This window comes from Yersinia sp. 2545 StPb PI (assembly GCF_052217125.1).
Classification (GTDB): domain Bacteria; phylum Pseudomonadota; class Gammaproteobacteria; order Enterobacterales; family Enterobacteriaceae; genus Yersinia; species Yersinia enterocolitica_E.
In genome coordinates this window covers 2,005,046-2,030,683 of the sequence record NZ_JAZGPY010000001.1, presented here as the reverse complement: position 1 = coordinate 2,030,683, position 25,638 = coordinate 2,005,046, and the positions used below count along the sequence as shown (strand labels likewise).

Here is a 25,638-nt window from a genome sequence, read left to right as displayed (position 1 = left end):
CGCGCTGCATGAGCTGACGAAACTCATGGCCCTATCACCCTATCTTGCCTCTAACCTAAGGGAAAAAAAGGGATCCAACTTCCTAACCATCGAGGTATGACCAATGGCTAAATTAATGACATTAACCGAATGGTGTGATGAAACGTATACGACTGACAAGCCGACGATTCAAACACTCCAACGCTGGGCCAGAAACGGTAACTTTTACCCTGCAGCAGAAAAACACGGCAGACAATATCGCGTGCGGCCCGGTGCCATTTATATACAGCCCAAAAGCTACAGAATGGCGAAAGCGCTGAACATTTCACATTCTACGATACCGCCAATATTGGAGAAGATGGGTTATGGCAAAAAGGCCGGGAAAGTATGACGCTAATTTGCCCAAAAACCTCACCTTTAGGCGTGTTCAACTAACTTTCTATTGGCGCAACCCGCTAACTGGAAAGGAGTTATCTCTCGGCAAAATTGCCCGGCGAGACGCCATATCCCAAGCCATTGAAGCCAATAATTTCATTGAACAAAACTACACTCCTGTCGCACTACTAGAAAAGCTCAAAGGCACGCAGGAGTTCACACTGGCAGCATGGCTAAAACGATATGACGTCATCTATAAGCGCCGGGAATTGGCCGAAAACACCTATAAAGTTCGCAAGGGACAAATAGCCATGATCAGCGAAAAAATGGGCAACAGGGTGTTAGCTAAAATCAGCACGCGCCATATTGCCGAGTTTTTAGAGTTTTGGGTGGCACAGGACAAAAAAACTATGGCCGCTACTATCCGGTCAGTGTTGTCTGATATTTTCCGAGAAGCGATTGTCGAGGGCCATATAGATAATAATCCAGTGACACCGACACGCTCAGCTAAACCGGTGGTGAAACGTGAGCGCCTGGAACTGGATCAGTATCTCGCTATTCGTGAGGTCGCTGTCACATTACCGGCGTGGTTTGGGCTATCAATGGATCTGGCGCTAGTCACTGGCCAACGACGTGAGGATTTATCTCTGATGCGCTTTGACCAGATTGTTGATGGCAGATTACAGATAGACCAAGGCAAAACCGGAGCCATGATCTCCCTGCCCTTAGATCTTGAACTTAAAGCCGTTGGCCTACGCCTTAGCACCGTGATTGAACAATGTAGATTAGCCAGTAAAACAGATTTTATGATAAGTGCTGGCATCAGAAAAAATAGCCCTGATGGATCACTACATCCAGACAGCCTGACAAAGAAATTCGTAACGGCGAGAAAAGGAACAGATTTTCGTTTTGATGAGAGCCCACCAACTTTTCACGAGATCAGAAGTCTCGCTGGGCGATTGTATGAAAAGGAAAAAGGTAAAGAATTTGCGATGAAACTGCTGGGGCATAAATCGGAGAAGATGACGAACAAGTATCTGGATACGAGGGGTAAAGAATACGTAATGCTATAAAAGACCGAATATCAGATTTCGATAAAATTTCGATAAATTTCGATAAACAACAAAATTCACCTTTAAAATCAACAACTTAAAAAGAGACCGAATACGATTCCTATATTCGGTCTAGGGAAATGGCTCTTGGGAGAGAGCCGTGCGCTAAAAGTTGGCATTAACGTAGGCTTATTCAGCCGTACTCCTTAAGCGTAGTCGAGTACATGTGTTTCGCCAACTTGGCAATAGAACTAATTAATTACGGTTGTAAACTAATCTGAATGGCGAAAACTCAAACCTATTACTAGTAATAGTAATCATTTGAAAAATACGGGTTAATATTGGTGAGTCTCACAATTTCAGGTTTAATTTTGACACAATGACATTGCACGCTGCTGGAAAGGCGCCAAGCTCATCTTCTGCCCAGGGTTGTTACTGTCATCTAACAACAAAATATCTAACGGCTTCGCTAATACAAGGCCAGATTTCATCTGCTCGGTAGCAATATCATTGAGGGGATATTGCGCTAACGTACTCGGGTTAATCACAAATAAAGCATTACCTGGGCGGCATTCCAGCATCACTTCTTCTCGGGTAAATGCCCATTGCTTACCAAATTCAAATTTACTGACCGTCACTATCTTTCCAGCAGCAATAGCGTTAATTGATAGCATCAGCAACGATAACGTCAGCACAAAACCTTTCATCTTAATTATCCTCAATTAATTGATTGCTTAGATTTTCTCGCATCCAAAGGCTCCAATGCAAGCTCAGTAGCAATATCTGTTACTTATAGCTTTACCCTATACCGGTGCCATAGTGGCAAAAACACTGACTAAGAGTAATACCGCTACACCGAGGATAATTTCCACACAACTATTTACCACTAGCCAATAGTGAGCTTTAGCGGGTAATTGCTTAAGCAATGGAACGATGAGATAACGATTAATCAGTGCAACAATAATCATAAACATCACCAATATCACTTTGCAGAGCAGAAGTATCTGATAAGTAGATGTCAGCGTCAGCGCGGTATCGCCCAGTATAATGATGCTGTTAATAACACCACTCGCCAGTACCAATGCTACGGCCAGATGTCCCCAGCTTGAGAATCGAATCAACGTAGTGATGGCTTCACGTTTGACATCATTATTGCGGGTATAAACGAGGCAAATCAGCAGCGCTGGCAAGCAACCCAGCCAGTAACCCGCACTGAGCAGATGTATGATTTGATTAGTTTGGTGAATCCATCCCACTACTCCAGCATGCATCGCCGCATGCCCGGTAAAAGCAAGACTCGCGAGTAACAGCGTTGAGCAGCCCGCTATCAGTCGATAGTTGCTACGAGTTGAACCCAGCAACACTATCCACATAATCAAAATGGATAAACCCATATGCCATTGCCACACCTGACCGAAGCGTGTACCAAATACTGACCACCAAACGGTCAATCGATAAGTATCAGCCCAACCATCACCCATCATTCCAGCCTGAACGGCTAAAAGCCCCACGGCAGAGATAAGCCCCAGAAAAGTACTGAAGATAAGTAGAGGTGACAAACGGGTTTTGAGTATTGAAGAGAATCGATCTGGTGCTAATACAGCGGTGAATATACTGATGCCAAACATCAGCATCACCGCCAGAAAATGCAAGAAGCGACACAGAACGAATAGAGCCGCCAGAGACATATTATTTCACAGTGAAGCTGTATGTGCCTTTGGTTTTATGACCATCGACAGACACCACGTGCCATGAAACATTATATTTCCCTGCTGTTAATGCATGATCAATAGGCAAAATCAACTGTGTGTTATTCACCGGATCCAATTTTAACGCACCAGTTTTCACTACATTGTTATCAGGGCCGGTAACTTTCACACCACTGAAATTGAGTTCAATACCTTCAGAGAAACCCAGCGTCACTGCTTCTGGTGCTGAACCGATAGTGGTATCGGCAGCTGGCGACTCTATTTTCAGGTGTGCGTGAGCCAGAGCTTGCTGGCTAGATAGCCCAACAAACAACACAATAAGCGCCGAAAGCATGCGGCAAGAAGAACGGACTTTGCGAATAAACATAGTATCCCTTAATCAATGGGGAAAAGAATCAATCTGCTACCAACCATATCCTATATTGGCAGCGCGAACCCCTATCACTTCCAGTCAATTGCACTACCTGTGAGATAGCACACAAAACAAAACGCCAAATTCTGAGTGGTGATTGAAATATCACCAATAATTGGGCAGCAATTCAACTCACTGCCTTGTCGTTATTGCAAATGATAACGATTTGAATATAGCAAGTCGAGAAACCATAGCTAAACAATATGCAATTAGCACGAAAACAATAAGATGGAGGGAGTTGTGTAGCTAAGTTAGCGGGGAAAAACGAAAATCGCAGTTCCTGATTCTGTTGATCGAGAATCAAAAACTGCGTCAATCACTCTAACAATACAGATTAAGCTTGAACGTGGCTTTGGGCCGCCATTGTTTTCAGATCTTTATCAACGAAGAACAATGAATTACCGCTGTTACCCACCAAGGCCAGTTTATCAAGAATGGATTTGAACAGTTTTTCTTCTTCATGCTGCTCAGCCACATACCATTGCAGGAAATTGAACGTGGAATAATCGTGGTTTTCCATTGCTGCATGAGCGAGTTCATTAATTTGAGTAGTAATAAGCTGCTCATGCTCGTAAGTCTGCTTGAATACATCAGCCAGAGAAGCAAAATCAATTGGTGGGGCGCTGATCGTACCCAAAACCGGCATAGAGCCTGTCCCGCTGAGATATTCGAACAAACGCTGCATGTGCTGCATCTCTTCTTGAGAATGCTCTTTTAAAAATGCCGCAGCACCTTCAAAACCTTTATCGCTGCACCAGGCACTCATTTGCAGGTAAAGATTCGCAGAGTAAAACTCCAGATTAAGCTGCTCATTGAGCTTTTTTGCCATTTCTGTTTTCAACATAATAATTCCCTTATTTTTATAATGCAGGTAAGCGATGATTATTTTTCGTATTATGCCAAGATAAATACAAAATAAGAACACCCCATTTACAATAAAAACATTAAAAAGATAAAGACAACTCAACCACTTGATTTAAATAATAAAATAATAAACCCCACAAATTACCGTAATTATTATAAGAATCATTCACATTACCGGCAAAATACTAAAAGGAATGATTATTATTTGATTTTCACCTTAAAATAATAATTAATTACAGTGGGTATTAATATTATCCCAATACAGATAACCGATTAATGTGATGGTTTGGTCACATCCGCTACTTGCCAATCCACGTTACCTGCATTACCTTTTGCGCCATACCCCCACAGCCTAAGAAGGAGAAAACGATGGGATATAATCTGACGGAGCTTTCTGACGAAGAAACGGCAAAAATGAATGTTGATTTAGCCGCTTCAGGTGTGGCGTTTAAAGAGCGTTACAATATGCCAGTGATTGCTGAAATGATCGCCCGGGAACAGCCGGAAGAACTGCGTGAGTATTTTTTACAACGCTTAGCTCACTACCGTGCTGAATCAATTAAATTCTCACGCTTACCGTATGAGCCCAAGATAAAGTAAGCGACTAAAAACTCCCGCAGGTATCAAGTTGCGGGAGTGGACCGAATAAGACAATTATGACTTACGCGCAAATCTATCTGTAGCCAGAATCAACTGGTGCAGAATTCCTGGCTCATCAAAGGAATGCCCCGCACCTTCGACAATATGCAATTCAGCCTCTGGCCAGGCTTGTGCTAAATCCCAGGCATTCTGTGGCTGGCACGCCATATCATATCGACCATGAATAATAACTGCTGGAATATGACGAATACGTGTCACGTTATCCAACAATTGGTTATCACTGTCTAAAAAACCTAGATGGGTAAAATAGTGATTTTCAATACGGGCAAAGGCCAGAGCAAAATCATCTTCGCCAAAGGAAGCAGAGCTTTTGGTCGGTAATAATGTAACAGTTTCACCTTCCCATAAACTCCAAATTTTGGCAGCCTCCAGTTGTACCGCCTTGTCAGGTGATGTCAGCCGCTTACGGTAAGCAGCAGTAATATCACTCCGTTCTTCTGGCGATAAAATGGAAAGTATACGTTGCCATTTATCTGGGAAAAAACGAGAGGCCCCATCCTGGTAGTACCAATTCAACTCTTTTTTGCGTAGTGTGAAAATTCCACGCAGAACCATCTCACTGACCCGTTCGGGGTGTGTTTCACCATAAGCCAATGCGAGTGTTGAGCCCCATGAACCACCAAAGATCAGCCACTTATCTACATCCGCCATTTTGCGTAGCCGTTCGATATCATCGACCAAATGCCAGGTTGTATTATTGTCCAGACTGGCGTGGGGTTTTGAACGACCACATCCACGTTGATCAAACAGCAGCACTTTATATTTTTTAGGGTTAAAAAGTTGCCGGTGATAAGGTGCAATACCCCCTCCCGGTCCACCATGTATAAATACAGCTGGTTTACCTTCTGGGTTGCCACAGAGTTCCCAATAAATCTGATGCCCATCGCCGGTGTCTAATAAACCACTGTCGTAGGGTTCATACGCTGGATAAAGCCCACGTAATTGTTCCATTATTTTTCCATGTTTGTTATTAGACATTAAAGTTATCAAAGCCTATACAGCACGCAGGGTCAACGATAAAACATCACATTTACGCCAATCAGCCAATTAATTCCTCCAACTGGCGATAATTACGCCATATCTCAATGCATTCTGCGCAGTTATATCCTCGGGATAACACGATTTAAACGGTAACAAGATAAATTAAGATTTAATAATACTGTTGTTAAACAATAGATTAATTGCATTGATGCTTTATCTCCTTGCAACTTACCCTCATAAGGTGGTTAATAGGTGGGCGTACCAACCTAACCGAAGGTAAAGAGAGGCAAGCCATGAGTAAGGGAATGGACAGCAAAAAGAACGCGAAGAAAAAGCCACTAAAAACTCCAGCTGAGAAAAAAGCGGAGAAACGCGCCAAGAAGTCATCTTCTACCAGCGCAGAATAAACGGGCTTTTCGTCTCGTCAGTCAACCCGCCATATTAGGCGGGTTTTTTGTTGCTATTATTTAGCAATAGTCGGTGGGAGATAGAAATGTATTTTCGTGTTATCGATACCGAAACCTGTGGTTTAGCCGGTGGGATTGTTGAGGTTGCTTCTATTGATTTAGTTGATGGAGCATTGGCTAACCCTATGAGTGATCTGATTAGTCCAGACCGACCAATCAGCATTGATGCGATGGTAATCCACCATATCACTGAAGAAATGGTAGAAGGCAAACCACGAATTGCTGTGGCGATTAGAAGATATCAAGGCAGCCCATATTATGTTGCCCATAATGCGCCTTTTGATCGTGGGGTATTACCGGAGATGGGCGGCCAATGGATTTGTACGCTTAAGCTGGCACGAATGCTCTATCCTGACATTAAGCACAGTAATCAATATCTGCGTTACGCTTTGCGACTGAATGTTTCAGTACCGGATAATCTATACCCGCATCGTGCTTTATACGACTGCTATGTCACTGCGGCGCTATTACAGCGCATTATGCAAGACTCTGGTTGGAACGCCGAACAAATGGCCGAGATAACACAGCAGCCGCTGTTATTACAGACATTTAAATTTGGGAAATACCGGGGCAAAAGCATTGAACAGATAGCCCGGCAAGACCCGGACTATCTGCGTTGGATGTTAGCTTCAATAACTGACCTTACGCCAGATATGCGCCATACCCTGACCTATTACCTGACGTAATATTCCTGACTAGATTAAGCCAAAGCCAGTATGAATGCATATTCCAAAGCGATGTCTTCATACGCTTTGAAACGGCCTGATTTACCGCCATGACCTGAATCCATATCGGTGTAGAGCAATAATTGGTGGTCATCCGTTTTCATTTCACGCAGCTTGGCGACCCACTTTGCCGGTTCCCAGTATTGAACCTGTGAATCATGTAAGCCGGTAGTCACCAGCATGTGCGGATAATCCTGAGCCTTTACCTGATCATAAGGACTGTATTGCTTAATATAGTCGTAATACGCCTTATCGTTCGGGTTGCCCCATTCATCATACTCGCCAGTGGTGAGAGGAATCGATTCATCCAACATGGTGGTTACCACATCAACAAACGGCACCTGTGCCACTACGCCTTTATATAACCCGGGTTCCTGATTGATGACCGTCCCCATCAACAAGCCACCAGCACTGCCTCCCATGGCAAATACACGGTTAGCATCACCATAACCCTCAGTTATCAATGCTTTGGTAACATCGATAAAATCGTTGAAAGTATTTAACTTGTTGAGCAATTTACCGTCTTCATACCACTGCTGTCCCAATTCTCCGCCGCCCCGAATATGAGCCAGAGCGAAGACAAAACCACGATCCAATAGGCTTAATCGGCTACCACTGAATGCGGGATCCATACTGCTGCCATATGAGCCATAGCCATAAACCAACAGTGGATTACTACCTGAAACAAAGTGATCTTGGTGATAAACCAATGAAACCGGCACTTTTACGCCGTCGGTTGCAGTGACCCATATCCGCTCGCTACGATACTTTTCCGGGGTGAAATTCTTCACTTCTTGCTGTTTCAGTAGCTGGCGCGTACCTGTATCCATATTAAGTTCAAACATTGAACTTGGTGTGGTCATAGAGGAGTAGCCATAGCGCAGAAATTCTGTTTCTGGCTCGGGGTTATAAGCCAGCCAGGTAACATAGGTTGGGTCATCAAAAGTAATGTATTTCTCTTCGTCAGTGGCCCAGTGAATCTGTCGTAAATGCGTCAGCCCTTCACTACGCTCTTCCACTACCAACCAATCACGGAATAGGCTGAAGCCCTCCAACATAACATCAGTTGTTGGCGCGATTAATGACACCCATTGAGATTCATCGGCAAAATCACGTTGTTCCTTACCTTCTTCGGCTATTTTGTACAAACCGAAATTCTTGCCATCTTTATTTGAGCGTAAATAAAAATGTTGCTTATAGTGGTCCAACCCGTATTCATGGTCTTTACGGCGCGGTGCAAACATCTGTGGTGCGGATTCAGGCTTATCAGCATCCAGCAACAAGATTTCAGATGTAGTGGTACTGCTCAGATTAATAACAATGAAACGTTCAGATGTGGTTTTTTCCAGCCCAACATAAAATGTATCGTCAGTTTCCTGATAAATAAGTTGGTCCAATTGAGGGTCGGTTCCTACTACATGGCGATACACTTGATAAGGCAGTAATGTTTTTTCATGTTTGCGCACGTAATAGAGCGTTTTTGAATCATTGGCCCACTCAAAACTACCTGAGGTATTGCTGATAACTTCTTCGTGCCAAACATCACTTTGCAAATGTTTCACCCGAATATCATATTGGCGACGCGATAAGAAATCCTCTGCAACCGCTAATAGATGATTATCTGGGCTAACATCCAACCCACCCAAGGTATAAAACTCACTGTCCGCTGCCCGTTGGTTGCCATCCAATAACGTTTCCCAACTGCTATCAGCCCAAACCGGTTGACGCACGTAAATAGCATATTCATTACCCGGCTCAAAACGCGTCTGATAGCGATAGCCATTGCGGATATAGGGGACTGATTCTTCCTGTGGCGGAATTCGCGAAACCATCTCTTGATACAGGGTTTCTCGCAAAGGTTGTTGTGGCTGCAACACTGCGTTGGTGAAATCATTTTCAGCTTGCAAGTAGTTCAGAACATCGGCGTCAGTACGCTCGTCATCACGTAGCCAATAATAGTCATCTACACGGGTATCGCCGTGCATAGTTATTGGATAAGGGCGTTTATCGGCCTTTGGAGGTATGGTCATTGATTGAGTTATCCATCTGTGTTCGTTAACGCGAGAGTGACACGATTACCTGTGGATGCCAAGCACCAGCATATGCTTATAATTTAGCTGAAGGGAGCTAATTAAATGATAAATATGATTATAAAAGAGACCTGAGAGAGTATCCGCCGTGAGGGGGGATAAACAGGTACCAGATACGTTTCCTCCAGCACCTGTTTGGCAGCTATTAACTTTATGCAGACGTTATTCTACCCAGACCTATTTGAGTCAATTACTAATGAGAGGTATACCTATTTAGGGCCATTATAGGTAATGCTGCCAGCTTTGCAGTCAAGTACCACTTGGTAGGTTTTGTCACCCTTGTTACCACGAACAGTCATTGGAACCTGCCAGACATCATCCTGGCCTGTAATGTCTACCGCGCTAATCCAAACCACTGGGCTATCAGTACCCAATTGTTTCTTATCCGCTTCCCAACGCGTAATTCTGTTTTGCAGAAAATCTCGCTTAACCTGCGTTGCTACCTGAGATTGGTTTAAACCGGGGCAAGCAGGTAATTTCGCTACTCGCGGCTCTTGGGCCTGTACACCACTGGTGATACCCGCCAATGCAGTGATCAATACCAAGGCTAATCCTGTCTTTCTCATCATTCCTCCAAATATTATTATTTCTATCCTATGGTAGGAACGATGATTGAAAGGTAGGTTACAGAGTGAACAGCGTTGCAGGGTAATAATGATAACGCCGTTTAATTAACACCGCGTAAATTCAATCACATAAAACTGTTCCAGCCCAGGATAGATCTCCTTAATCACCTTTTTCAGCTCATCCAATGACATATTTTCTTGCTCCGCATGACGGTCAGACAGTGCCTCCAGCATGATTGGCGTGACTGATTTGACCATAATGTGGCAGAAGAATACGCCATCTTCATTGCGACATACGCGCAAGGTTTCCCCTGGGCGGAAATCGGATTCACTGCTATCCCGGATGGTGATCGTCTTACGATCTGCCAGAATATCCGCCTCAAATCGGCTAAAGAAGGTGATTTCACGATTCATTTTAGATCCCTTTTTCACTTTCTGCTGAAAGTTGGCAAATTAAGCGGCTTGATTTTCTTCAGATTTGTTTTTTTTCTCTGGTACATTCTTTTCCGCTTTCACTTTTGCTTGCCCATCGACAGGAGTCGCAGGGTTAGCACCTCGAAGAATTTGCCCCAAAGCCTCTTTATTTTCTGCCAGGAAGAAACTCAGCGCCTCGCGTTGATCTTCTTCAAGGGTTAAGGGAGCCTGTGACAGCCACTCAGACAAATTGTCAGCCAAATCCAGCATTTTATCGTAAGCATCGGCTTCTTTTTTGGTTGTGAAAGTCATTTTTTCCTCACCCTGTCTTACCACGACGAATTTTATTTCAACGGCCATTGCTGTATGTCCTTTTCATGTCTTTCACGCCCACAAGTAACTGTACATATAAACAGTATAGTGTGAGTTGTCGGGGGGATGCAACAGTCATCTCCCCTTCGTGTAATTATTTCAATAAACGGGCTTTGCAGTTTTTGCCTTTAATCTTGCCTTGTTGTAATTGCTGTAAGGCACGTTTGGCACTGGCTTTACGGATTGCAACATAGGCATGGACTGGGAACATATCAATCTTACCGACGTCAGCAGCGGTCAGACCGGCCTCACCGGTTAAAGCACCCAAAATATCACCTGGGCGAATTTTTGCTTTGCGCCCACCATCAATGCATAACGTGACCATTTCAGGCTCTAGCATCGTGTTAGCACTACGGCTCACCTGTTCCGCCGGGGTCCATTTCAGTTTTATTTGCAGATAATCTTCAATGGCATGCGCGCGGGACATCTCTTGTGGTGTACACAAGCTAACCGCCAGACCACTCATCCCTGCCCGACCAGTACGACCAATACGGTGCACGTGAACCTCTGGGTCAAAGGCCAGCTCAAAGTTAACCACCAGCGCCAGATCTTTAATGTCCAGGCCTCGGGCTGCTACATCGGTTGCCACCAGCACACGACAACTGCGGTTGGCAAAACGCACCAGCACCTGATCACGGTCACGTTGTTCTAAGTCACCATGCAAAGCCAGCACACTGATTCCACGAGATTCCAATGCTTCATAGACACTTTGGCAATCTTTCTTGGTGTTACAGAAAACCACACAAGAACTCGGCTGATAATGACTGAGAACTGATATCAGTAGCGGCAAACGTTTTTCGCGGGTGGTTTCAAAGAACACCTGCTCAATGGCAGGAACTTCATCGCCATCATCAACTTCAACATTGATTGGTTGGCGTTGAACTCGCGCACTGATTCGTTCGATACCGACCGGATAGGTAGCTGAGAACAGTAGGGTTTGGCGCTGTGGCGGGGTATAGGCAATGACATCGTCGATGGCATCGGTAAAACCCATATCCAGCATGCGATCAGCCTCATCCAATACCAGAATCTTAAGATCTTCCAGTACCAGTGTTTTCTTGCGCAAATGCTCCTGAATACGCCCCGGCGTGCCCACAACAATGTGTGGCGCATGTACCAGTGAATCCAATTGATGCCCCATCGGTTGGCCACCGCACAAGGTCAGGATTTTAATGTTTTGCGTGAAACGGGCCAAGCGGCGCAACTCTTTGCTGACCTGATCAGCCAATTCACGGGTCGGGCACAGTACCAATGCCTGGGTAACAAACTCACCGACCGCAATTTTATCGAGTAAACCAATACCGAATGCCGCAGTTTTGCCACTGCCGGTTTTGGCTTTCGCCCGGACATCCTGCCCGTTGAGGATTGCCGGTAAAGCCGCAGCCTGTACCGGTGTCATCTCGGTATAGCCAAGTTCATTAAGATTGGACAACTGCTCAGCAGGCAGCGTCAGGGAAGAAAAGGAAGTTGTGCTCACGGCAGTAACTCTTATAACTGGATGGAATGGCAGCGACAGCCTGAAGGCAAGCGCAAGATTTTGGCGCGATAATACCAGAAATGGGGGCATTGCCGGAGTTAAACCGCAAAAAACAAACCAAATACGCAATGCGCTGCGCATATATTGATATCGACTCACTGCCATTCGCCAGATACGCAATCGTTTTCGTTGCCATTTTGCCGTATACTGGCGCCCGTAAAATTGATCGCGCGACAAATAAATGTGCAACTATCCCACTGATGTAGGTACCTAACTATGCTAACTATTGGAACCGCTCTGCGCCCAGGCGCTACCCGTGTCATGTTGCTTGGCTCTGGCGAGTTGGGTAAAGAAGTGGCTATCGAATGCCAAAGACTGGGGCTGGAAGTGATTGCCGTGGATCGCTATGCAGATGCACCCGCCATGCATGTTGCCCATCGCAGCCATGTCATTAATATGCTGGATGGCTCGGCGCTGAAACAGTTGGTCGAACAGGAAAAACCGCACTATATCGTGCCAGAAATAGAAGCTATCGCCACCGATATGCTGGTTGAACTCGAGATGATGGGCCAACGGGTCGTGCCTTGTGCCGAGGCAACCCGGCTGACGATGAACCGTGAAGGCATTCGCCGTTTAGCGGCAGAAACCCTGCAATTGCCAACCTCTAGCTACCGTTTCGCCGACACTGATAGCGCATTCCGTCAGGCCGTTAGTGAAGTGGGTTATCCCTGTATCGTTAAGCCAGTAATGAGTTCTTCCGGTAAAGGCCAAAGTCTGATCCGCAATGCAGGTCAACTGCAAACCGCCTGGGATTATGCCCAACAAGGTGGCCGCGCCGGGGGTGGCAGAGTGATTGTTGAAGGCTTGGTTCGTTTTGATTTTGAAATTACCCTGCTGACAATCAATGCTGTTGATGGCATCCATTTTTGTGCGCCTATTGGCCACCGTCAGGAAGATGGCGACTACCGTGAGTCCTGGCAGCCACAGGTGATGAGTGAGACCGCCTTGGCGCGCGCAAAAGCGATCGCGTCTCAGGTGGTGAAAGCTCTCGGCGGTTATGGCTTATTTGGCGTGGAATTATTTGTTTGTGGCGATGAAGTGATTTTCAGTGAAGTGTCACCGCGCCCGCACGATACCGGCATGGTGACGTTAATTTCACAAAATATGTCTGAGTTCGCATTACATGTCCGGGCATTTCTTGGTTTCCCGATTGGCACTATCCGTCAATATGGCGCGGCCGCTTCAGCGGTTATTTTACCTGAATTGACCAGCCAGAATATTGCTTATCATGGCTTAGAAACTGCGTTGACTGGCGATACGCAAATTCGCTTATTTGGTAAACCTGACATTGCCGGCAAACGGCGTTTAGGGGTGGCGCTGGCCGTCGCTGATGATATCACTACCGCCATCGAAGTAGCGAAACGAGCCGCAGCGGCTGTCGTGGTCAGTGGGTAACCCTCAGCCCGTTCATCTGGTTATCCCATAAAAAACCCGCCAATTAACGGCGGGTTTAATCAGTTGCTATCCCGAGCTTATCCCTCGTACGGATCCTCAATGTCATCCGCATCTTGCTCATTATCACGGCGATAATCAGATTCATCATGATCATCAAAATCAGTATCTTCAAAGATAGCCATGGCTTGTGGATCATCTTGGTGCCGCTCACGGATTTCTGCGGCCACCAGTGCGATCGCTTCACCACTGCTCATACCTTCTGACATGAATTTGTGAATACGTTCGACAGCTTCTTGCTGTTCCTCATGGGAAAGTGAAGGCATACCCGCTAGCATTGATTCATCTCCAACATATAATTGATTAAGTATACCTGTTTATTCGGGTCTGCGGTGAATTGACTGCCCCAGACGACCCGCCCGCCAATTTATGCTAATCTTCCCTGCGGCGCGCTGCGAACTGCGTCATCGCGCCCCCAATATGTCCATCCGAAAGAAAAGAATAGTGACTCATGAGTGTGAAATCCCTGACCATCAAAACCTTGCCTTATCAGCCTGACGCCCTGCTCCAACAATTTGCTCCACTCGCCAATCAAAGCTGGGCAATGCTGCTGCATTCGGGATTCGCAGAACATGCTCATAATCGTTTTGATATATTGGTCGCTGACCCGCAGGTAACACTCACCACTCGGGGCCTGCAAACGGAGATAATCAGCGCGCAAGGCCGAGTCTGCTCCCCGGCAGATCCCTTCTGTTTATTACAGCAGCAGCTCGATAAATTCGCCTTGCCACTGCCATCACACCCTGACCTGCCATTTCTGGGCGGTGCATTGGGGTTATTTGGTTATGACCTGGGCCGTCGAGTTGAGAAGTTGCCGACACTGGCCGAACAAGATATCGCATTACCGGATATGGCGGTCGGCTTGTATGATTGGGCGCTGATTGCCGACCATCATTTGCAGAAGCTGACGCTGGTGTGTCATGGGGATGCCGAGCAGCGCCTACTCTGGCTACAGCAGCAACAGAGTCCTAAAGCTCCCCAGTCATTCACACTGACCAGCCCATGGCAGGCCAATATGTCGCGGGCGGAATATGGCGAAAAATTCCGCCAGATTCAAGAGTACCTGCACAGTGGTGACTGCTATCAAATTAATCTGGCACAGAGATTCAGTGCTGAATATCAAGGTGATGAATGGCAAGCCTTTCTGTCGTTGAGTCGCAGTAATCGCGCACCGTTTTCGGCCTTTATCCGCTTGCCACACAACGCCATACTGAGTGTCTCGCCGGAGCGCTTTTTATGGCTGGAAAACCATCAAATTCAAACCCGCCCGATCAAGGGCACACTGCCACGTTTGGAGCTCCCCGAGCAGGACCGCTTGCAGGCTGAACGGTTAGCTAACTCACCGAAAGATCGGGCTGAAAATCTGATGATAGTGGACCTGCTGCGCAACGATATTGGCCGTGTGGCACAACCAGGTAGCGTGCGGGTGCCTGAGTTATTTGTTGTTGAGCCTTTCCCGGCAGTGCACCATTTAGTTAGCACCATTACCGCGACCCTGCCTGCTGAATGCCCGGCGACGGCGCTGCTTCGAGCCTGCTTCCCCGGTGGTTCAATAACCGGAGCACCGAAGATTCGTGCCATGGAGATCATCGAACAACTGGAGCCACAGCGGCGCAATGCCTATTGCGGTAACATTGGCTATATTAGTTGCTGTGGTACGATGGATACCAACATCACCATCCGCACGCTGTTGACCGAAAACGGCAAAATCTATTGTTCTGCCGGTGGAGGAATTGTGGCTGATAGCCAGGAGCAGGCTGAATATCAGGAAACATTTGATAAAATCGCCCGCATTTTGCCGCAACTGGAAATGCCTGGCGTTGAAAAAGACAGCTTATAAGCGAGCCATTCTGTGAGTGAATTATTTATCGGGCAAACTTTGTCTGAATTTATCAGCCGGTTTCAACTGCAACTGCCCCAAGCTGGCAGCTTTACGGCCAATAGCCACCATGCCGCGGTTTTAATTCCGATAATTTGTCGACCAGAGCCTACTTTACTGCTGACACGGCGCTCTGATCATCTGCGTAAACATGCCGGTCAGGTCGCCTTCCCCGGCGGCAAAGCAGACAGGGAAGACAGTTCACTGATTGATACCGCACTGCGTGAAGCGCAAGAAGAGGTCGCTATTCCTGCTTCGGCGGTACATGTCCTCGGGCAACTGGTGCCATTAGACAGTTCCAGTGGTTATCAGGTCACCCCGATTGTTGGTTTGATCCCCGCTAATATTGCCTTTCATGCTAATGAAGAAGAGGTGGCTGGTCTGTTTGAAATGCCCTTACACGAGGCGCTTAGCCTTTCACGCTACTATTCTCTGGATATCCATCGTGGAGGTGTCAATCACCGGGTCTATCTTTCTTGGTATGAGAGCCAGTTTGTCTGGGGCTTGACGGCGGCAATTATCCGGCGGCTGGCACAACAGGTGAGTATTTAATCTAAAACCATCACTCAAGCATGGGTAATGAGTGACACACCTCACAGCGTTGCCGCTAAAAAAGCTGAATTACAGCATAAAGCGATCCCTATCACCCCATCACATCGATTTTTACTCTACTTTCCTTGCACAACCATTTTAAAAAAACTGTAAACTGGCCTGTCAGCGTTATGAAATATCTGTAAAATAACATTCATCACTATAAACCACTAAAAATGTAAGGTTAAAACCTGATAGTGAGCGCCACTGATGTCATCCTAAGCTGCTCTCGATTTAGTTCGTGGGTGATAACACAGGCAGACACCATATGTAGTTAATTTCATATGGTTTTTGATCGTTTTTTAGCCCTAAATTGATCGTGATATGTAACTGTTGCGGCATCAAATCGATGCGGCTAACACCAGTAGGACCCAAATAAACAAGGGTCTGTGATGGCAATACTTCATGTATAAATATTTATCATGCGAAGTAACCTGCTGCTATCCACAGAACTCTTATACTTAATATAGATATTCTCAGTCACATTCATATGCACTGGGAATAACAAAATGCGTTGTTAAGGAGTTATAGCGTGATTAGCGTTTTTGACATGTTTAAGATTGGTATCGGCCCATCCAGCTCTCATACTGTTGGGCCAATGAAAGCTGGCAAGGAGTTTGCTGATTTGCTGGTGACTCAGGGCTTGATGCCATCTGTCACGCGTGTTGCCGTTGATGTTTACGGCTCACTCTCATTGACAGGGAAAGGTCATCACACCGATATCGCCATTATTATGGGGTTAGCCGGCAATATGCCTGACACCGTGGATATCGACAGCATCCCAGCCTTTATCCGTGATGTGGGATTAAGCCAGAAATTGATGCTTGCCAATGGGTTGCGTGAAGTTGATTTCCCACGGGAAGGCGGAATGGTGTTCCGCAGCGATAATCTGCCACTGCACGAAAATGGCATGCAAATCCACGCCTTTGCCGGTGATGAGAAAGTGCTGAGCAAAACTTATTATTCAATCGGTGGGGGTTTCATCGTTGATGAAGAGCATTTCGGCAAAGCTGCGGTAAATGCCGTCAGCGTGCCCTATCCATTTAATTCTGCTGAAGAAATTCTGGCAAACTGCAAGCAAACCGGCATGTCTATCTCCGGTATGGTGATGCAGAATGAGCTGGCGATGCACAGCAAAGAAGAGATTGAAGCCTATTTCACCGCTATCTGGCAGACCATGCGCGCCTGTATTGATCGCGGTCTGAACACCGAGGGCGTATTACCGGGTCCTCTGCGTGTACCGCGCCGTGCCTCCGCATTGCGCCGCCTGCTAGTCTCTTCCGATAGCCTGTCCAGTGATCCAATGAACGTTATTGATTGGGTCAATATGTTTGCACTGGCAGTTAATGAAGAAAATGCGGCTGGCGGGCGTGTTGTTACCGCGCCAACCAACGGCGCTTGCGGTATCGTCCCCGCAGTGCTGGCATATTACGACCACTTTATTGAGCCGGTCACCCCGGAAATCTTTATCCGCTATTTCCTGTCATCAGGTGCTGTCGGTATTTTGTACAAGATGAATGCCTCTATTTCTGGCGCTGAAGTAGGCTGTCAAGGTGAAGTGGGCGTTGCCTGCTCAATGGCAGCCGCAGGTCTGGCTGAATTACTGGGTGCCAGCCCAGAAAAGGTCTGTATTGCCGCTGAAATTGGCATGGAACACAATTTGGGGCTGACCTGTGACCCGGTTGCCGGCCAGGTACAAGTGCCTTGTATTGAACGTAATGCCATCGCATCAGTAAAAGCCATTAACTCTGCACGTATGGCGATGCGCCGCACCAGTGATCCACGCGTCTCCCTCGATAAAGTTATCGAAACCATGTTTGAGACCGGTAAAGATATGAATGCCAAATATCGCGAAACATCCCGTGGCGGTCTGGCTATCAAAGTGCAATGTAATTAATTTATTACATTGAAAAAATCGTGTTCATCAAGGGGATGCCGGTGCGCCCCTTGATGCACAGTAAAAGATTAAAAATAACTGTTATGCCTAGCAACCAAAACATGCGGGAATGCAACATATCTCACAACACACAGACCAATCAATATCTCCTTGAGGTATTTGAGGCTGAGTATCGCACGCTTTTTTATTTACCTCAGCGGCGATGGGTGTCGATAATGCATCACTAAGCGCCCTTGACGCCGTCTCCTGGCCGAATGTACCAAATGAAGACAGCATTAATACAAGAACAAAAACTATCTTTCTCATAGAACCTCCATCACGAGCGGGTAGAATGGTGAAAATATAGGTTATACGGCATCAAAAACAGAAAGTTAATTTCTATTCTGGCATTTTAAAATAGATTAAAACCAATATTTTAAACTGTTTTTAATGCCTACTTAAATTCTGTTTAAATACCCATATAACTGCTTTGAGCATTGACTTGCTTAAGTGATTTTAAGCATAGTATATATCAATTTATTTGGCGTTATTATTTTAATTAATTATTACTTGTTTCCATTCACACGCAAAATAAAAATAACTTGTTGATTGTGAACAACTTAATGAGCAATTGTTTATTTTAATAGTCATCAGTATTTACTGGGGTTTTAGTATTATTGCTTTCGTTATTATATATATCAGTTTTATTTAAATTGCAGGCCTGGAAATTAACAATAAAAAACATAGTTAACTATAATTGTTTCGTCTATTAAAAAACAATTAATAGTGTGATGAGTATTATTTATCAGTCTGATAACTTAAACGAACTAAAAAGCGCTGAAATATCCATTAAAAAATGCGGGTCACCTTAAGATGACCCGCATTAGCCGAAACTCTTTTCGTTGTTAGAGTGTTACTCTTCCAGTTCGTTATTCAGTTTGGTGATTCGCACTAACTCGATACGGTAATCCGAAACCTCCATAATCTCAAAACGCAGGTTATGCAGTTCAACCACATCCCCGGCGGTTGGCATATGGCCTGAGTGAGACAGCAGCATCCCGGCGAGTGAGGCATAATCGGCGGTCGGACTTACCAGTTCGTGACAGTCCAGAGCCTGTTCCAGAGAGTGTAAATCCGCGCCTCCTTTCACCAACCAGCCATCACCGTCAGTGATAATGTCTGGTGTTTCATCTTCATCCGGGAACTCACCGGCAATGGCTTCCAACACATCAAGTGGTGTTACCAGACCCTGTACCACACCAAATTCGTCATTGACCACCACTAAGCGGCCTTTTGCTTTGCGTAATACACCCAACAGATTAATCACGTCCATGGTATCGGGTACCACAATCGGTGGCGTTGTCGCCGCAAACTCACAAATAGAGTCACCTCGCTCAATGGCAACTAACAGATCTTTGGCGCGAACCACGCCGATTATCTGATCCAATGAATCACGACAAACCGGGAACAAACTGTGTGGTGTATCTAAGAGCTGCTCACGGATCTCCTCTTGTGAGCGATTACAATCGACCCAGGATATCTCTGTCCGTGGTGTCATCACACTACGCATCGAGCGGGATGCCAATGTCAACACACCACTTATCATATAGCGCTCTTCTTGTGCAAATGCCTCGGTAGGTATCATCTGTTGCGAGTCACCATTTTGTGGTTCCTGCTGCTGACGCCCCCCCATCAAACGAATGATGGCTTCAGCCGTGCGCTGGCGTCTTGGCAAACGTGACTCATGCTTAATGAAGTTACGGCGCGCAATCTGGTTAAACAGCTCAATCAGAATAGAGAAGCCAATGGCTGCGTACAGATAGCCTTTCGGAATGTGGAAACCAAAGCCTTCAGCAATCAGACTCAGGCCAATCATCAGCAAGAAGCTCAGACACAGCACCACCACCGTAGGGTGGGCATTGACAAATCGGGTCAGTGTTTTCGATGCCAACAACATCACGCCCATGGCGATGACAACCGCAGTCATCATAATCGCCAAGTCATTCACCATCCCCACCGCAGTAATCACTGCATCGAGTGAGAATACAGCATCCAGCACCACAATCTGTGCCACTACTGCCCAGAAGCTGGCATAGCCTCGATTGGCACTGTCATCGTGCTGGTTACCCTCCAGCCGTTCATGTAGCTCGGTGGTGGCTTTAAATAGCAAAAACAGCCCCCCCACCAGCAAAATAAGGTCGCGTCCCGAGAAACTAAAACTGCCGACACTAAACAGTGGTGTCGTCAGCGTGACCATCCAGGAGATGACCGACAACAGCCCCAGGCGCATGATCAGCGCAAGCGACAGCCCGATGATTCGCGCTTTGTCTCTTTGTTTGGGGGGGAGTTTATCAGCCAGAATGGCAATAAAGACCAGGTTATCAATACCCAGAACAATTTCCAGCACCACCAGTGTCAATAACCCTGCCCAGATTGAGGGGTCCATTAGAAATTCCATGTCAGACTCCGAAAATAAGAACACGATTTAGATGATGTGCGCACTGCAACAGATACAGCAAAACGCCGTAGCACGGTTGTCAGTATAGATACGCAGAAAGATTGGGTGAGATTATACGCAGCAAAGGTGCGTGATTGAGTAACCAGATTTAAACCCACTGGTTGGGTATTAACGCTAAATAAACAGTAACTTCGGTGACAGTCCATAGGGAGAGCTGAGGCCCTTAACTCCTGACAATTAATAGAGCCGTTAACTTTATCAGGATTTTTTTTATCAGCATAGGGGGATTTATTACCTGACCCACGATAAACAGTCATCTCATCACCTTAAGGTTCATCATTAGCCGCGATTCTATTTTTCTATACCTGAAATTTATCCCTCACCGAAAAGTGGTTATGAATCAATTTTTATACCGATTACACAAATAGTTAACACAAAAAGTCTAATATGACGCTAGCAGCCCAACTGAATACATCAATGTCGTTTATATAACTGTCGATTAATTACCCAAGTAAGCTAAATCATTCATAACATGTCCGAATAAATGAACAGCGTCACATAATTTATTTTTTCACTGACTAAAATAAATCACATCCAACAACATTAAGCGGCCTACTTGAATCGATTCATTTGTGTTGCGAATAAATCATCAGCAGTACGCTGATATTGTGACTATCATAATAGATTCAATGTATACCGAAATGCTGTGGGTGATTACTGGATTTTCTGTTACGTGCTAGGACTCAATTCTGAGTTAACAGAGGGGGTAGCGAGTGAGTATAGCTATTATCATCGGCACACATGGGGCTGCGGCAGAACAACTGCTGAAAACAGCTGAAATGATTTTAGGCGAACAAGCTAACGTCGCTTATATCGATTTCGTCCCCGGTGAAAATGCCGAAACGTTGATTGAGAAATACAACGGTAAATTGACCGGGCTTGATACCAGCAGTGGTGTTCTATTCCTGGTTGATACCTGGGGTGGTAGCCCGTTTAACGCTGCCAGTCGTATTGTTACTGATAAAGAAAATTATGAGGTCGTTGCCGGGGTTAATATCCCGATGCTGGTTGAAACCTTTATGGCTCGTGATGATAACCCATCATTTGCTGAATTGGTTAAAATCGCGGTGCAAACCGGTCGTGAGGGAGTTAAAGCATTAAAAACCGTCGAACCTGATGTGGCTACCACTCAACCGCAACCCCCTGCCGCTGCACGTAAAGTCGCGGCCCCAGCCGTCGCTTTAGGCCCCAATGATCATATGAAGATTGGGTTGGTGCGTATTGATGACCGCTTAATACATGGTCAGGTTGCCACCCGCTGGACCAAAGAAACTAACGTAAATCGTATTATTGTCGTCAGCGACGAAGTTGCTGCTGACAAAATGCGCAGTACGTTGCTAAAGCAAGTTGCTCCTCCCGGCGTCACCGCGCACGTCGTTGATGTTGAAAAAGCGATTCGCGTCTATGACAACCCGAAATATGCCAAAGACAGGGTCATGCTGTTATTTACTAACCCAACTGACGTCGTCCGTGTGGTTGAGGGTGGTGTAGACATCAAGTCAGTCAATATCGGTGGTATGGCATTCCGTCAGGGTAAAACCCAGGTGAATAATGCGGTCTCCGTTGATGAAAAAGATATTGAAGCTTTTAATAAATTAAATGCCCGTGGTATTGAGCTGGAAGTTCGGAAAGTCTCTTCGGATAGCCGACTCAAGATGATGGATTTAATCAGCAAACTTAATAAATAGCTTTATTAAAAACTACGTAGAAAGGTAATGCCCTGTTCTGTTTGGAACACGGTTATTTTTACTCAGCTTTTTTGGTCATAGGAGAAGTACAATGGAGATCACAACTCTTCAGATTGTGCTGATATTCATAGTTGCATGTATCGCCGGGATGGGTTCCATTCTGGATGAGTTCCAATTTCACCGTCCCCTGGTCGCCTGTACTCTGGTAGGTCTGGTTTTAGGTGATATGAAAACCGGTATTATTATCGGTGGTACTTTAGAGATGATCGCTCTCGGCTGGATGAACATCGGGGCCGCAGTAGCGCCTGATGCCGCGTTAGCCTCGATTATCTCTACTATTCTGGTTATTGCAGGTGGCCAAGACATCGGTGCAGGTATCGCACTGGCTATTCCGCTAGCAGCAGCCGGTCAGGTATTAACCATTATCGTCCGTACCATTACTGTGGCCTTCCAGCACGCCGCCGACGGAGCCGCCGAACGTGGCAGCCTACGAGCGATAACCTGGATCCACATTTCAGCCCTGTTCTTGCAGGCGATGCGTATCGCTATCCCTGCCCTGATCGTTGCCCTGTCTGTTGGGACATCTGAAGTTCAGATGCTGCTCAGTTCGATTCCTGATGTGGTTACCAGTGGCCTGAATATCGCCGGTGGTATGATCGTCGTAGTAGGTTACGCCATGGTTATCAACATGATGCGTGCCGGCTACCTGATGCCATTCTTCTACTTAGGTTTTGTGACCGCCGCATTTACCAACTTCAACCTGGTGGCATTGGGTGTTATTGGTGTGGTTATGGCCCTTCTTTATATCCAGCTCAGTCCTAAATACAACAAGTCTCAGGTTGTACAGTCTGGCCCGTCCAATAATGACCTTGATAACGAATTAGACTAGGAAAAGGTGAGAGAAATGGTTGATACAACAACTGTGCTTGATAAAACCACAGCGACTGGTGAAAAGAAACTCACGCCTGCTGATATTCGCGGGGTGTTTATCCGCTCTAACCTTTTCCAAGGGTCGTGGAACTTCGAACGTATGCAGGCGCTGGGGTTCTGCTTCTCAATGGTGCCGGCGATCCGTCGTTTATACCCTGAGAACTCGGAAGAGCGTAAGCAGGCAATCAAACGTCATTTGGAATTCTTCAACACCCAACCTTTCGTTGCCGCGCCAATTCTGGGCGTAACGCTGGCGATGGAAGAGCAGAAAGCCAATGGTGCCGAGATTGACGATGCGGCAATTAACGGGATAAAAGTCGGTCTGATGGGGCCGCTGGCAGGTGTCGGTGACCCAATATTCTGGGGTACTGTGCGCCCGGTGTTGGCAGCTCTTGGTGCCGGTATCGCAATGAGCGGCAGTTTACTTGGCCCATTACTGTTCTTTGTACTGTTTAACCTGGTACGTTTGCTGACCCGTTATTACGGTGTGGCCTATGGCTATAAAAAAGGCGTCAATATCGTCAGCGATATGGACGGTGGCCTGCTGCAAAAACTGACTGAAGGGGCGTCTATCCTCGGCCTGTTTGTTATGGGGGCCTTGGTTAACAAGTGGACCCACGTCAACATACCGGTGGTGGTATCCAAGATAACCAATCAGAATGGTCAGACCACAGTAACTACGGTGCAAACCATTCTTGACCAGTTGATGCCAGGTTTGGTGCCATTACTGTTAACGTTCGGCTGTATGTGGCTATTACGTCGTAAAGTTAACGCGTTGTGGATTATTATGGGCTTCTTCGCCATCGGTATCTTCGGTTACTGGATTGGCTTCCTGGCACCTTAATGTTCTGATTAGATTTGGTAAAAACCGGGGGTTTACTCCCGGTTTTTTTTAGGATAGATACCAATACCCAATAGATTTCAAAGTGCAGGAAGGTGGCAGCAACACACCTGTGGTTTGAAAGATGATGGGGATGTATCTCTTGGGAGTTGTTGCATGTCGGTTACTGATCTCGTTTTAATTGTTTTTATCGCCCTACTGCTCGCTTATGCTATTTATGATGAATTCATCATGAACATGATGAAAGGGAAGACCCGGCTGCAAGTTCACTTAAAACGTAAAAGCAAAATCGACTGCGCCATCTTTGTCGGACTGATAGCTATCCTCATTTACAATAATGTCATGGCGAATGGTGCACCGTTAACCACCTATTTATTAGTGGGTTTAGCGCTCATTGCGGTTTATATCTCTTATATCCGTTGGCCCAAATTATTGTTTAAAAATACCGGTTTCTTCTACGCTAATGCTTTTATTGAATATAGCCGAATAAAAAGTATGAATTTATCTGAAGATGGAATCTTAGTCATTGATTTAGAGCAGCGCAGATTATTAATCCAGGTTAAACAATTAGATGACCTAGAGAAAATCTATAATTTTTTCCTTGAAAATCAATAACAAAACAACATCCTTGGGAAATAGGTCTATTGAGTGCCTACTCAACTGATTAATTTCCCAGCAAGACTCTTGTCTCTTATCCTGCTTATTCCCACATTGTTATCGATGTTTATATGTACTATTTCGCACAAAAATCTCGATAATGAAAATCATTATCAGTAATAGTAATTTGTCTTATTATCTTTGGGGTTGTCGATATAATAATTTATATGTTAAGGTTGCGCCGTTCATGGGGAGTAGCCGGTTTCTGTGCAATTGTACCTAACGTAATTGAAGGGTATTTATTGATAAGCAGAAACGCCCGTATCAACATACTCGTTTCATCTATTGAAACGTGGTACGGGTAGCCAGGTAAGGTTGGCGAGACCATAGACACGTAGCTCCGTCGTTAGGTTGGGGGTGGGTTACGTGTATATGGAGCCGCCCGGCCGAGTTTATTGCTATGAATCTATCTGCAACTCTTATCCTTGCTTTTGCTATGTCTATGGATGCATTTGCTGCATCTATTGGTAAAGGCGCCAGTCTACACAAACCCCGTTTTCGAGAAGCACTACGTACTGGCCTTATTTTTGGCGTAATAGAAGCTATCACCCCACTCATAGGTTGGTGTATCGGCCTGTTCGCCAGTCAATATATTCTGGAATGGGATCACTGGATTGCTTTCAGTCTGCTGTTTATTCTTGGTTGCCGCATGATTTTTGAGGGTGCGAAACAACAAGTTGCAGAGACTGAAAAAATGCGCAGCCACAGCTTCTGGGTTTTGGTCATGACCGCAATTGCTACCAGCCTTGATGCTATGGCAATTGGTGTCGGTTTAGCCTTCTTACAAGTGAATATTGTCCACACCGCCATGGCGATCGGTCTGGCGACCATGATTATGGCTACCTTAGGTATGCTGATTGGCCGTTATATTGGCCCATTATTGGGTAAGCGTGCCGAAATCATTGGTGGGATAGTCTTGATAGCGATCGGCTTTAATATTCTGTATGAGCACATCTATCGGGTCGCTTAATGGCTAAAACGCGTCTATTCTGCCGATAAAATC

At 45.8% G+C, this 25,638-nt stretch carries 26 protein-coding genes and 1 riboswitch; of the genes, 13 read left to right on the top strand and 13 right to left on the bottom strand.

The window, feature by feature from the left end; genetic code table 11:
• The first annotated feature begins 103 nt into the window (after positions 1-103).
• Together V1955_RS09320 and V1955_RS09315 are read left to right on the top strand one after the other, a co-directional pair.
• Entirely contained in the window at positions 104-370 is a 267-nt protein-coding gene (locus tag V1955_RS09320; RefSeq protein WP_025378521.1) for an excisionase, read from the top strand.
• Positions 345-1,427, top strand: coding sequence for a tyrosine-type recombinase/integrase (locus V1955_RS09315; protein WP_442820817.1), 1,083 nt, complete (start codon positions 345-347; stop codon positions 1,425-1,427). The genes V1955_RS09320 and V1955_RS09315 overlap by 26 nt, the downstream gene beginning before the upstream one ends.
• A 344-nt stretch (positions 1,428-1,771) precedes the next feature.
• Here the strand turns inward: V1955_RS09315 and V1955_RS09310 are convergent, their stop codons facing one another.
• From V1955_RS09310 to ftnA, 4 genes are all read right to left on the bottom strand, one after another.
• Positions 1,772-2,113, bottom strand: a complete 342-nt coding sequence (locus tag V1955_RS09310) for a YebY family protein (RefSeq protein WP_193784646.1) — start codon at positions 2,111-2,113, stop codon at positions 1,772-1,774.
• A gap of 96 nt (positions 2,114-2,209) precedes the next feature.
• Complete coding sequence (gene copD, locus V1955_RS09305) at positions 2,210-3,094, bottom strand: copper homeostasis membrane protein CopD (RefSeq protein ID WP_083158611.1); 885 nt, start codon at positions 3,092-3,094, stop codon at positions 2,210-2,212.
• A gap of 1 nt (position 3,095) precedes the next feature.
• On the bottom strand, positions 3,096-3,482 hold the full coding sequence (gene yobA / locus V1955_RS09300; protein WP_083158610.1) for a CopC domain-containing protein YobA: 387 nt from the start codon (positions 3,480-3,482) through the stop codon (positions 3,096-3,098).
• 379 nt (positions 3,483-3,861) lie between these two features.
• The gene (ftnA, locus tag V1955_RS09295; protein WP_083158609.1) at positions 3,862-4,371 is read right to left on the bottom strand and encodes a non-heme ferritin; all 510 of its coding nucleotides are present in this window, start codon (positions 4,369-4,371) and stop codon (positions 3,862-3,864) included.
• A gap of 389 nt (positions 4,372-4,760) precedes the next feature.
• Here ftnA and V1955_RS09290 point away from each other — a divergent pair, with 389 nt between their 5' ends.
• Complete coding sequence (locus tag V1955_RS09290; RefSeq protein ID WP_083158608.1) at positions 4,761-4,991, top strand: DNA polymerase III subunit theta; 231 nt, start codon at positions 4,761-4,763, stop codon at positions 4,989-4,991.
• A gap of 54 nt (positions 4,992-5,045) precedes the next feature.
• Here the strand turns inward: V1955_RS09290 and pip are convergent, their stop codons facing one another.
• A complete protein-coding gene (pip, locus tag V1955_RS09285; RefSeq protein WP_083158607.1) occupies positions 5,046-6,002 on the bottom strand; it encodes a prolyl aminopeptidase in 957 nt (318 codons plus the stop codon).
• Positions 6,003-6,525: 523 nt separating this feature from the next.
• Between pip and exoX the strand changes: the two genes are divergently transcribed.
• Positions 6,526-7,185, top strand: coding sequence for an exodeoxyribonuclease X (gene exoX / locus V1955_RS09280; RefSeq protein WP_083158606.1), 660 nt, complete (start codon positions 6,526-6,528; stop codon positions 7,183-7,185).
• Between the two features lie 14 nt (positions 7,186-7,199).
• Here the strand turns inward: exoX and V1955_RS09275 are convergent, their stop codons facing one another.
• The 5 genes from V1955_RS09275 to dbpA all read right to left on the bottom strand — a co-directional run bounded on the left by V1955_RS09275 (position 7,200) and on the right by dbpA (position 12,143).
• On the bottom strand, positions 7,200-9,254 hold the full coding sequence (locus tag V1955_RS09275) for a S9 family peptidase (RefSeq protein WP_420073561.1): 2,055 nt from the start codon (positions 9,252-9,254) through the stop codon (positions 7,200-7,202).
• 269 nt (positions 9,255-9,523) lie between these two features.
• A complete protein-coding gene (gene yebF / locus V1955_RS09270; RefSeq protein ID WP_265331620.1) occupies positions 9,524-9,880 on the bottom strand; it encodes a protein YebF in 357 nt (118 codons plus the stop codon).
• A gap of 105 nt (positions 9,881-9,985) precedes the next feature.
• Entirely contained in the window at positions 9,986-10,294 is a 309-nt protein-coding gene (yqfB, locus tag V1955_RS09265; RefSeq protein WP_372569262.1) for a N(4)-acetylcytidine aminohydrolase, read from the bottom strand.
• A 39-nt stretch (positions 10,295-10,333) separates the two neighbouring features.
• On the bottom strand, positions 10,334-10,654 hold the full coding sequence (locus V1955_RS09260) for a YebG family protein (RefSeq protein WP_083158602.1): 321 nt from the start codon (positions 10,652-10,654) through the stop codon (positions 10,334-10,336).
• Between the two features lie 106 nt (positions 10,655-10,760).
• A complete protein-coding gene (gene dbpA / locus V1955_RS09255) occupies positions 10,761-12,143 on the bottom strand; it encodes an ATP-dependent RNA helicase DbpA (RefSeq protein ID WP_083158601.1) in 1,383 nt (460 codons plus the stop codon).
• A 276-nt stretch (positions 12,144-12,419) separates the two neighbouring features.
• Between dbpA and purT the strand changes: the two genes are divergently transcribed.
• Positions 12,420-13,598: a formate-dependent phosphoribosylglycinamide formyltransferase gene (gene purT / locus V1955_RS09250; RefSeq protein WP_083158599.1), complete on the top strand. Its 1,179-nt coding sequence runs from the start codon at positions 12,420-12,422 to the stop codon at positions 13,596-13,598.
• A 77-nt stretch (positions 13,599-13,675) separates the two neighbouring features.
• Here the strand turns inward: purT and V1955_RS09245 are convergent, their stop codons facing one another.
• Entirely contained in the window at positions 13,676-13,933 is a 258-nt protein-coding gene (locus V1955_RS09245) for a YoaH family protein (RefSeq protein ID WP_083158598.1), read from the bottom strand.
• Positions 13,934-14,106: 173 nt separating this feature from the next.
• Here V1955_RS09245 and pabB point away from each other — a divergent pair, with 173 nt between their 5' ends.
• From pabB to V1955_RS09230, 3 genes are all read left to right on the top strand, one after another.
• Positions 14,107-15,495, top strand: coding sequence for an aminodeoxychorismate synthase component 1 (gene pabB / locus V1955_RS09240; RefSeq protein WP_442820816.1), 1,389 nt, complete (start codon positions 14,107-14,109; stop codon positions 15,493-15,495).
• A 12-nt stretch (positions 15,496-15,507) separates the two neighbouring features.
• The gene (locus V1955_RS09235) at positions 15,508-16,086 is read left to right on the top strand and encodes a CoA pyrophosphatase (protein ID WP_442820815.1); all 579 of its coding nucleotides are present in this window, start codon (positions 15,508-15,510) and stop codon (positions 16,084-16,086) included.
• A 571-nt stretch (positions 16,087-16,657) separates the two neighbouring features.
• Complete coding sequence (locus V1955_RS09230; RefSeq protein ID WP_083158595.1) at positions 16,658-18,022, top strand: L-serine ammonia-lyase; 1,365 nt, start codon at positions 16,658-16,660, stop codon at positions 18,020-18,022.
• 87 nt (positions 18,023-18,109) lie between these two features.
• Here the strand turns inward: V1955_RS09230 and V1955_RS09225 are convergent, their stop codons facing one another.
• Complete coding sequence (locus V1955_RS09225) at positions 18,110-18,298, bottom strand: ST-I family heat-stable enterotoxin (protein WP_280512713.1); 189 nt, start codon at positions 18,296-18,298, stop codon at positions 18,110-18,112.
• Positions 18,299-18,914: 616 nt separating this feature from the next.
• Positions 18,915-20,459, bottom strand: a complete 1,545-nt coding sequence (locus tag V1955_RS09220) for a TerC family protein (RefSeq protein ID WP_083158594.1) — start codon at positions 20,457-20,459, stop codon at positions 18,915-18,917.
• 773 nt (positions 20,460-21,232) lie between these two features.
• Here V1955_RS09220 and manX point away from each other — a divergent pair.
• The 5 genes from manX to mntP all read left to right on the top strand — a co-directional run bounded on the left by manX (position 21,233) and on the right by mntP (position 25,605).
• Positions 21,233-22,207 (top strand): PTS mannose transporter subunit IIAB, encoded by a 975-nt coding sequence (gene manX / locus V1955_RS09215; protein ID WP_083158593.1) that lies wholly within the window; start codon positions 21,233-21,235, stop codon positions 22,205-22,207.
• A 91-nt stretch (positions 22,208-22,298) separates the two neighbouring features.
• Positions 22,299-23,096, top strand: a complete 798-nt coding sequence (locus V1955_RS09210) for a PTS mannose/fructose/sorbose transporter subunit IIC (RefSeq protein ID WP_004701713.1) — start codon at positions 22,299-22,301, stop codon at positions 23,094-23,096.
• A gap of 15 nt (positions 23,097-23,111) precedes the next feature.
• A complete protein-coding gene (locus tag V1955_RS09205) occupies positions 23,112-23,981 on the top strand; it encodes a PTS mannose transporter subunit IID (protein ID WP_083158592.1) in 870 nt (289 codons plus the stop codon).
• A gap of 153 nt (positions 23,982-24,134) precedes the next feature.
• Positions 24,135-24,593, top strand: coding sequence for a DUF986 family protein (locus V1955_RS09200; RefSeq protein WP_083158591.1), 459 nt, complete (start codon positions 24,135-24,137; stop codon positions 24,591-24,593).
• A gap of 219 nt (positions 24,594-24,812) precedes the next feature.
• Positions 24,813-25,025, top strand: a riboswitch (yybP-ykoY riboswitch).
• Positions 25,026-25,035: 10 nt separating this feature from the next.
• The gene (gene mntP, locus V1955_RS09195; protein ID WP_083158590.1) at positions 25,036-25,605 is read left to right on the top strand and encodes a manganese efflux pump MntP; all 570 of its coding nucleotides are present in this window, start codon (positions 25,036-25,038) and stop codon (positions 25,603-25,605) included.
• The last annotated feature ends 33 nt before the right edge of the window (positions 25,606-25,638 follow it).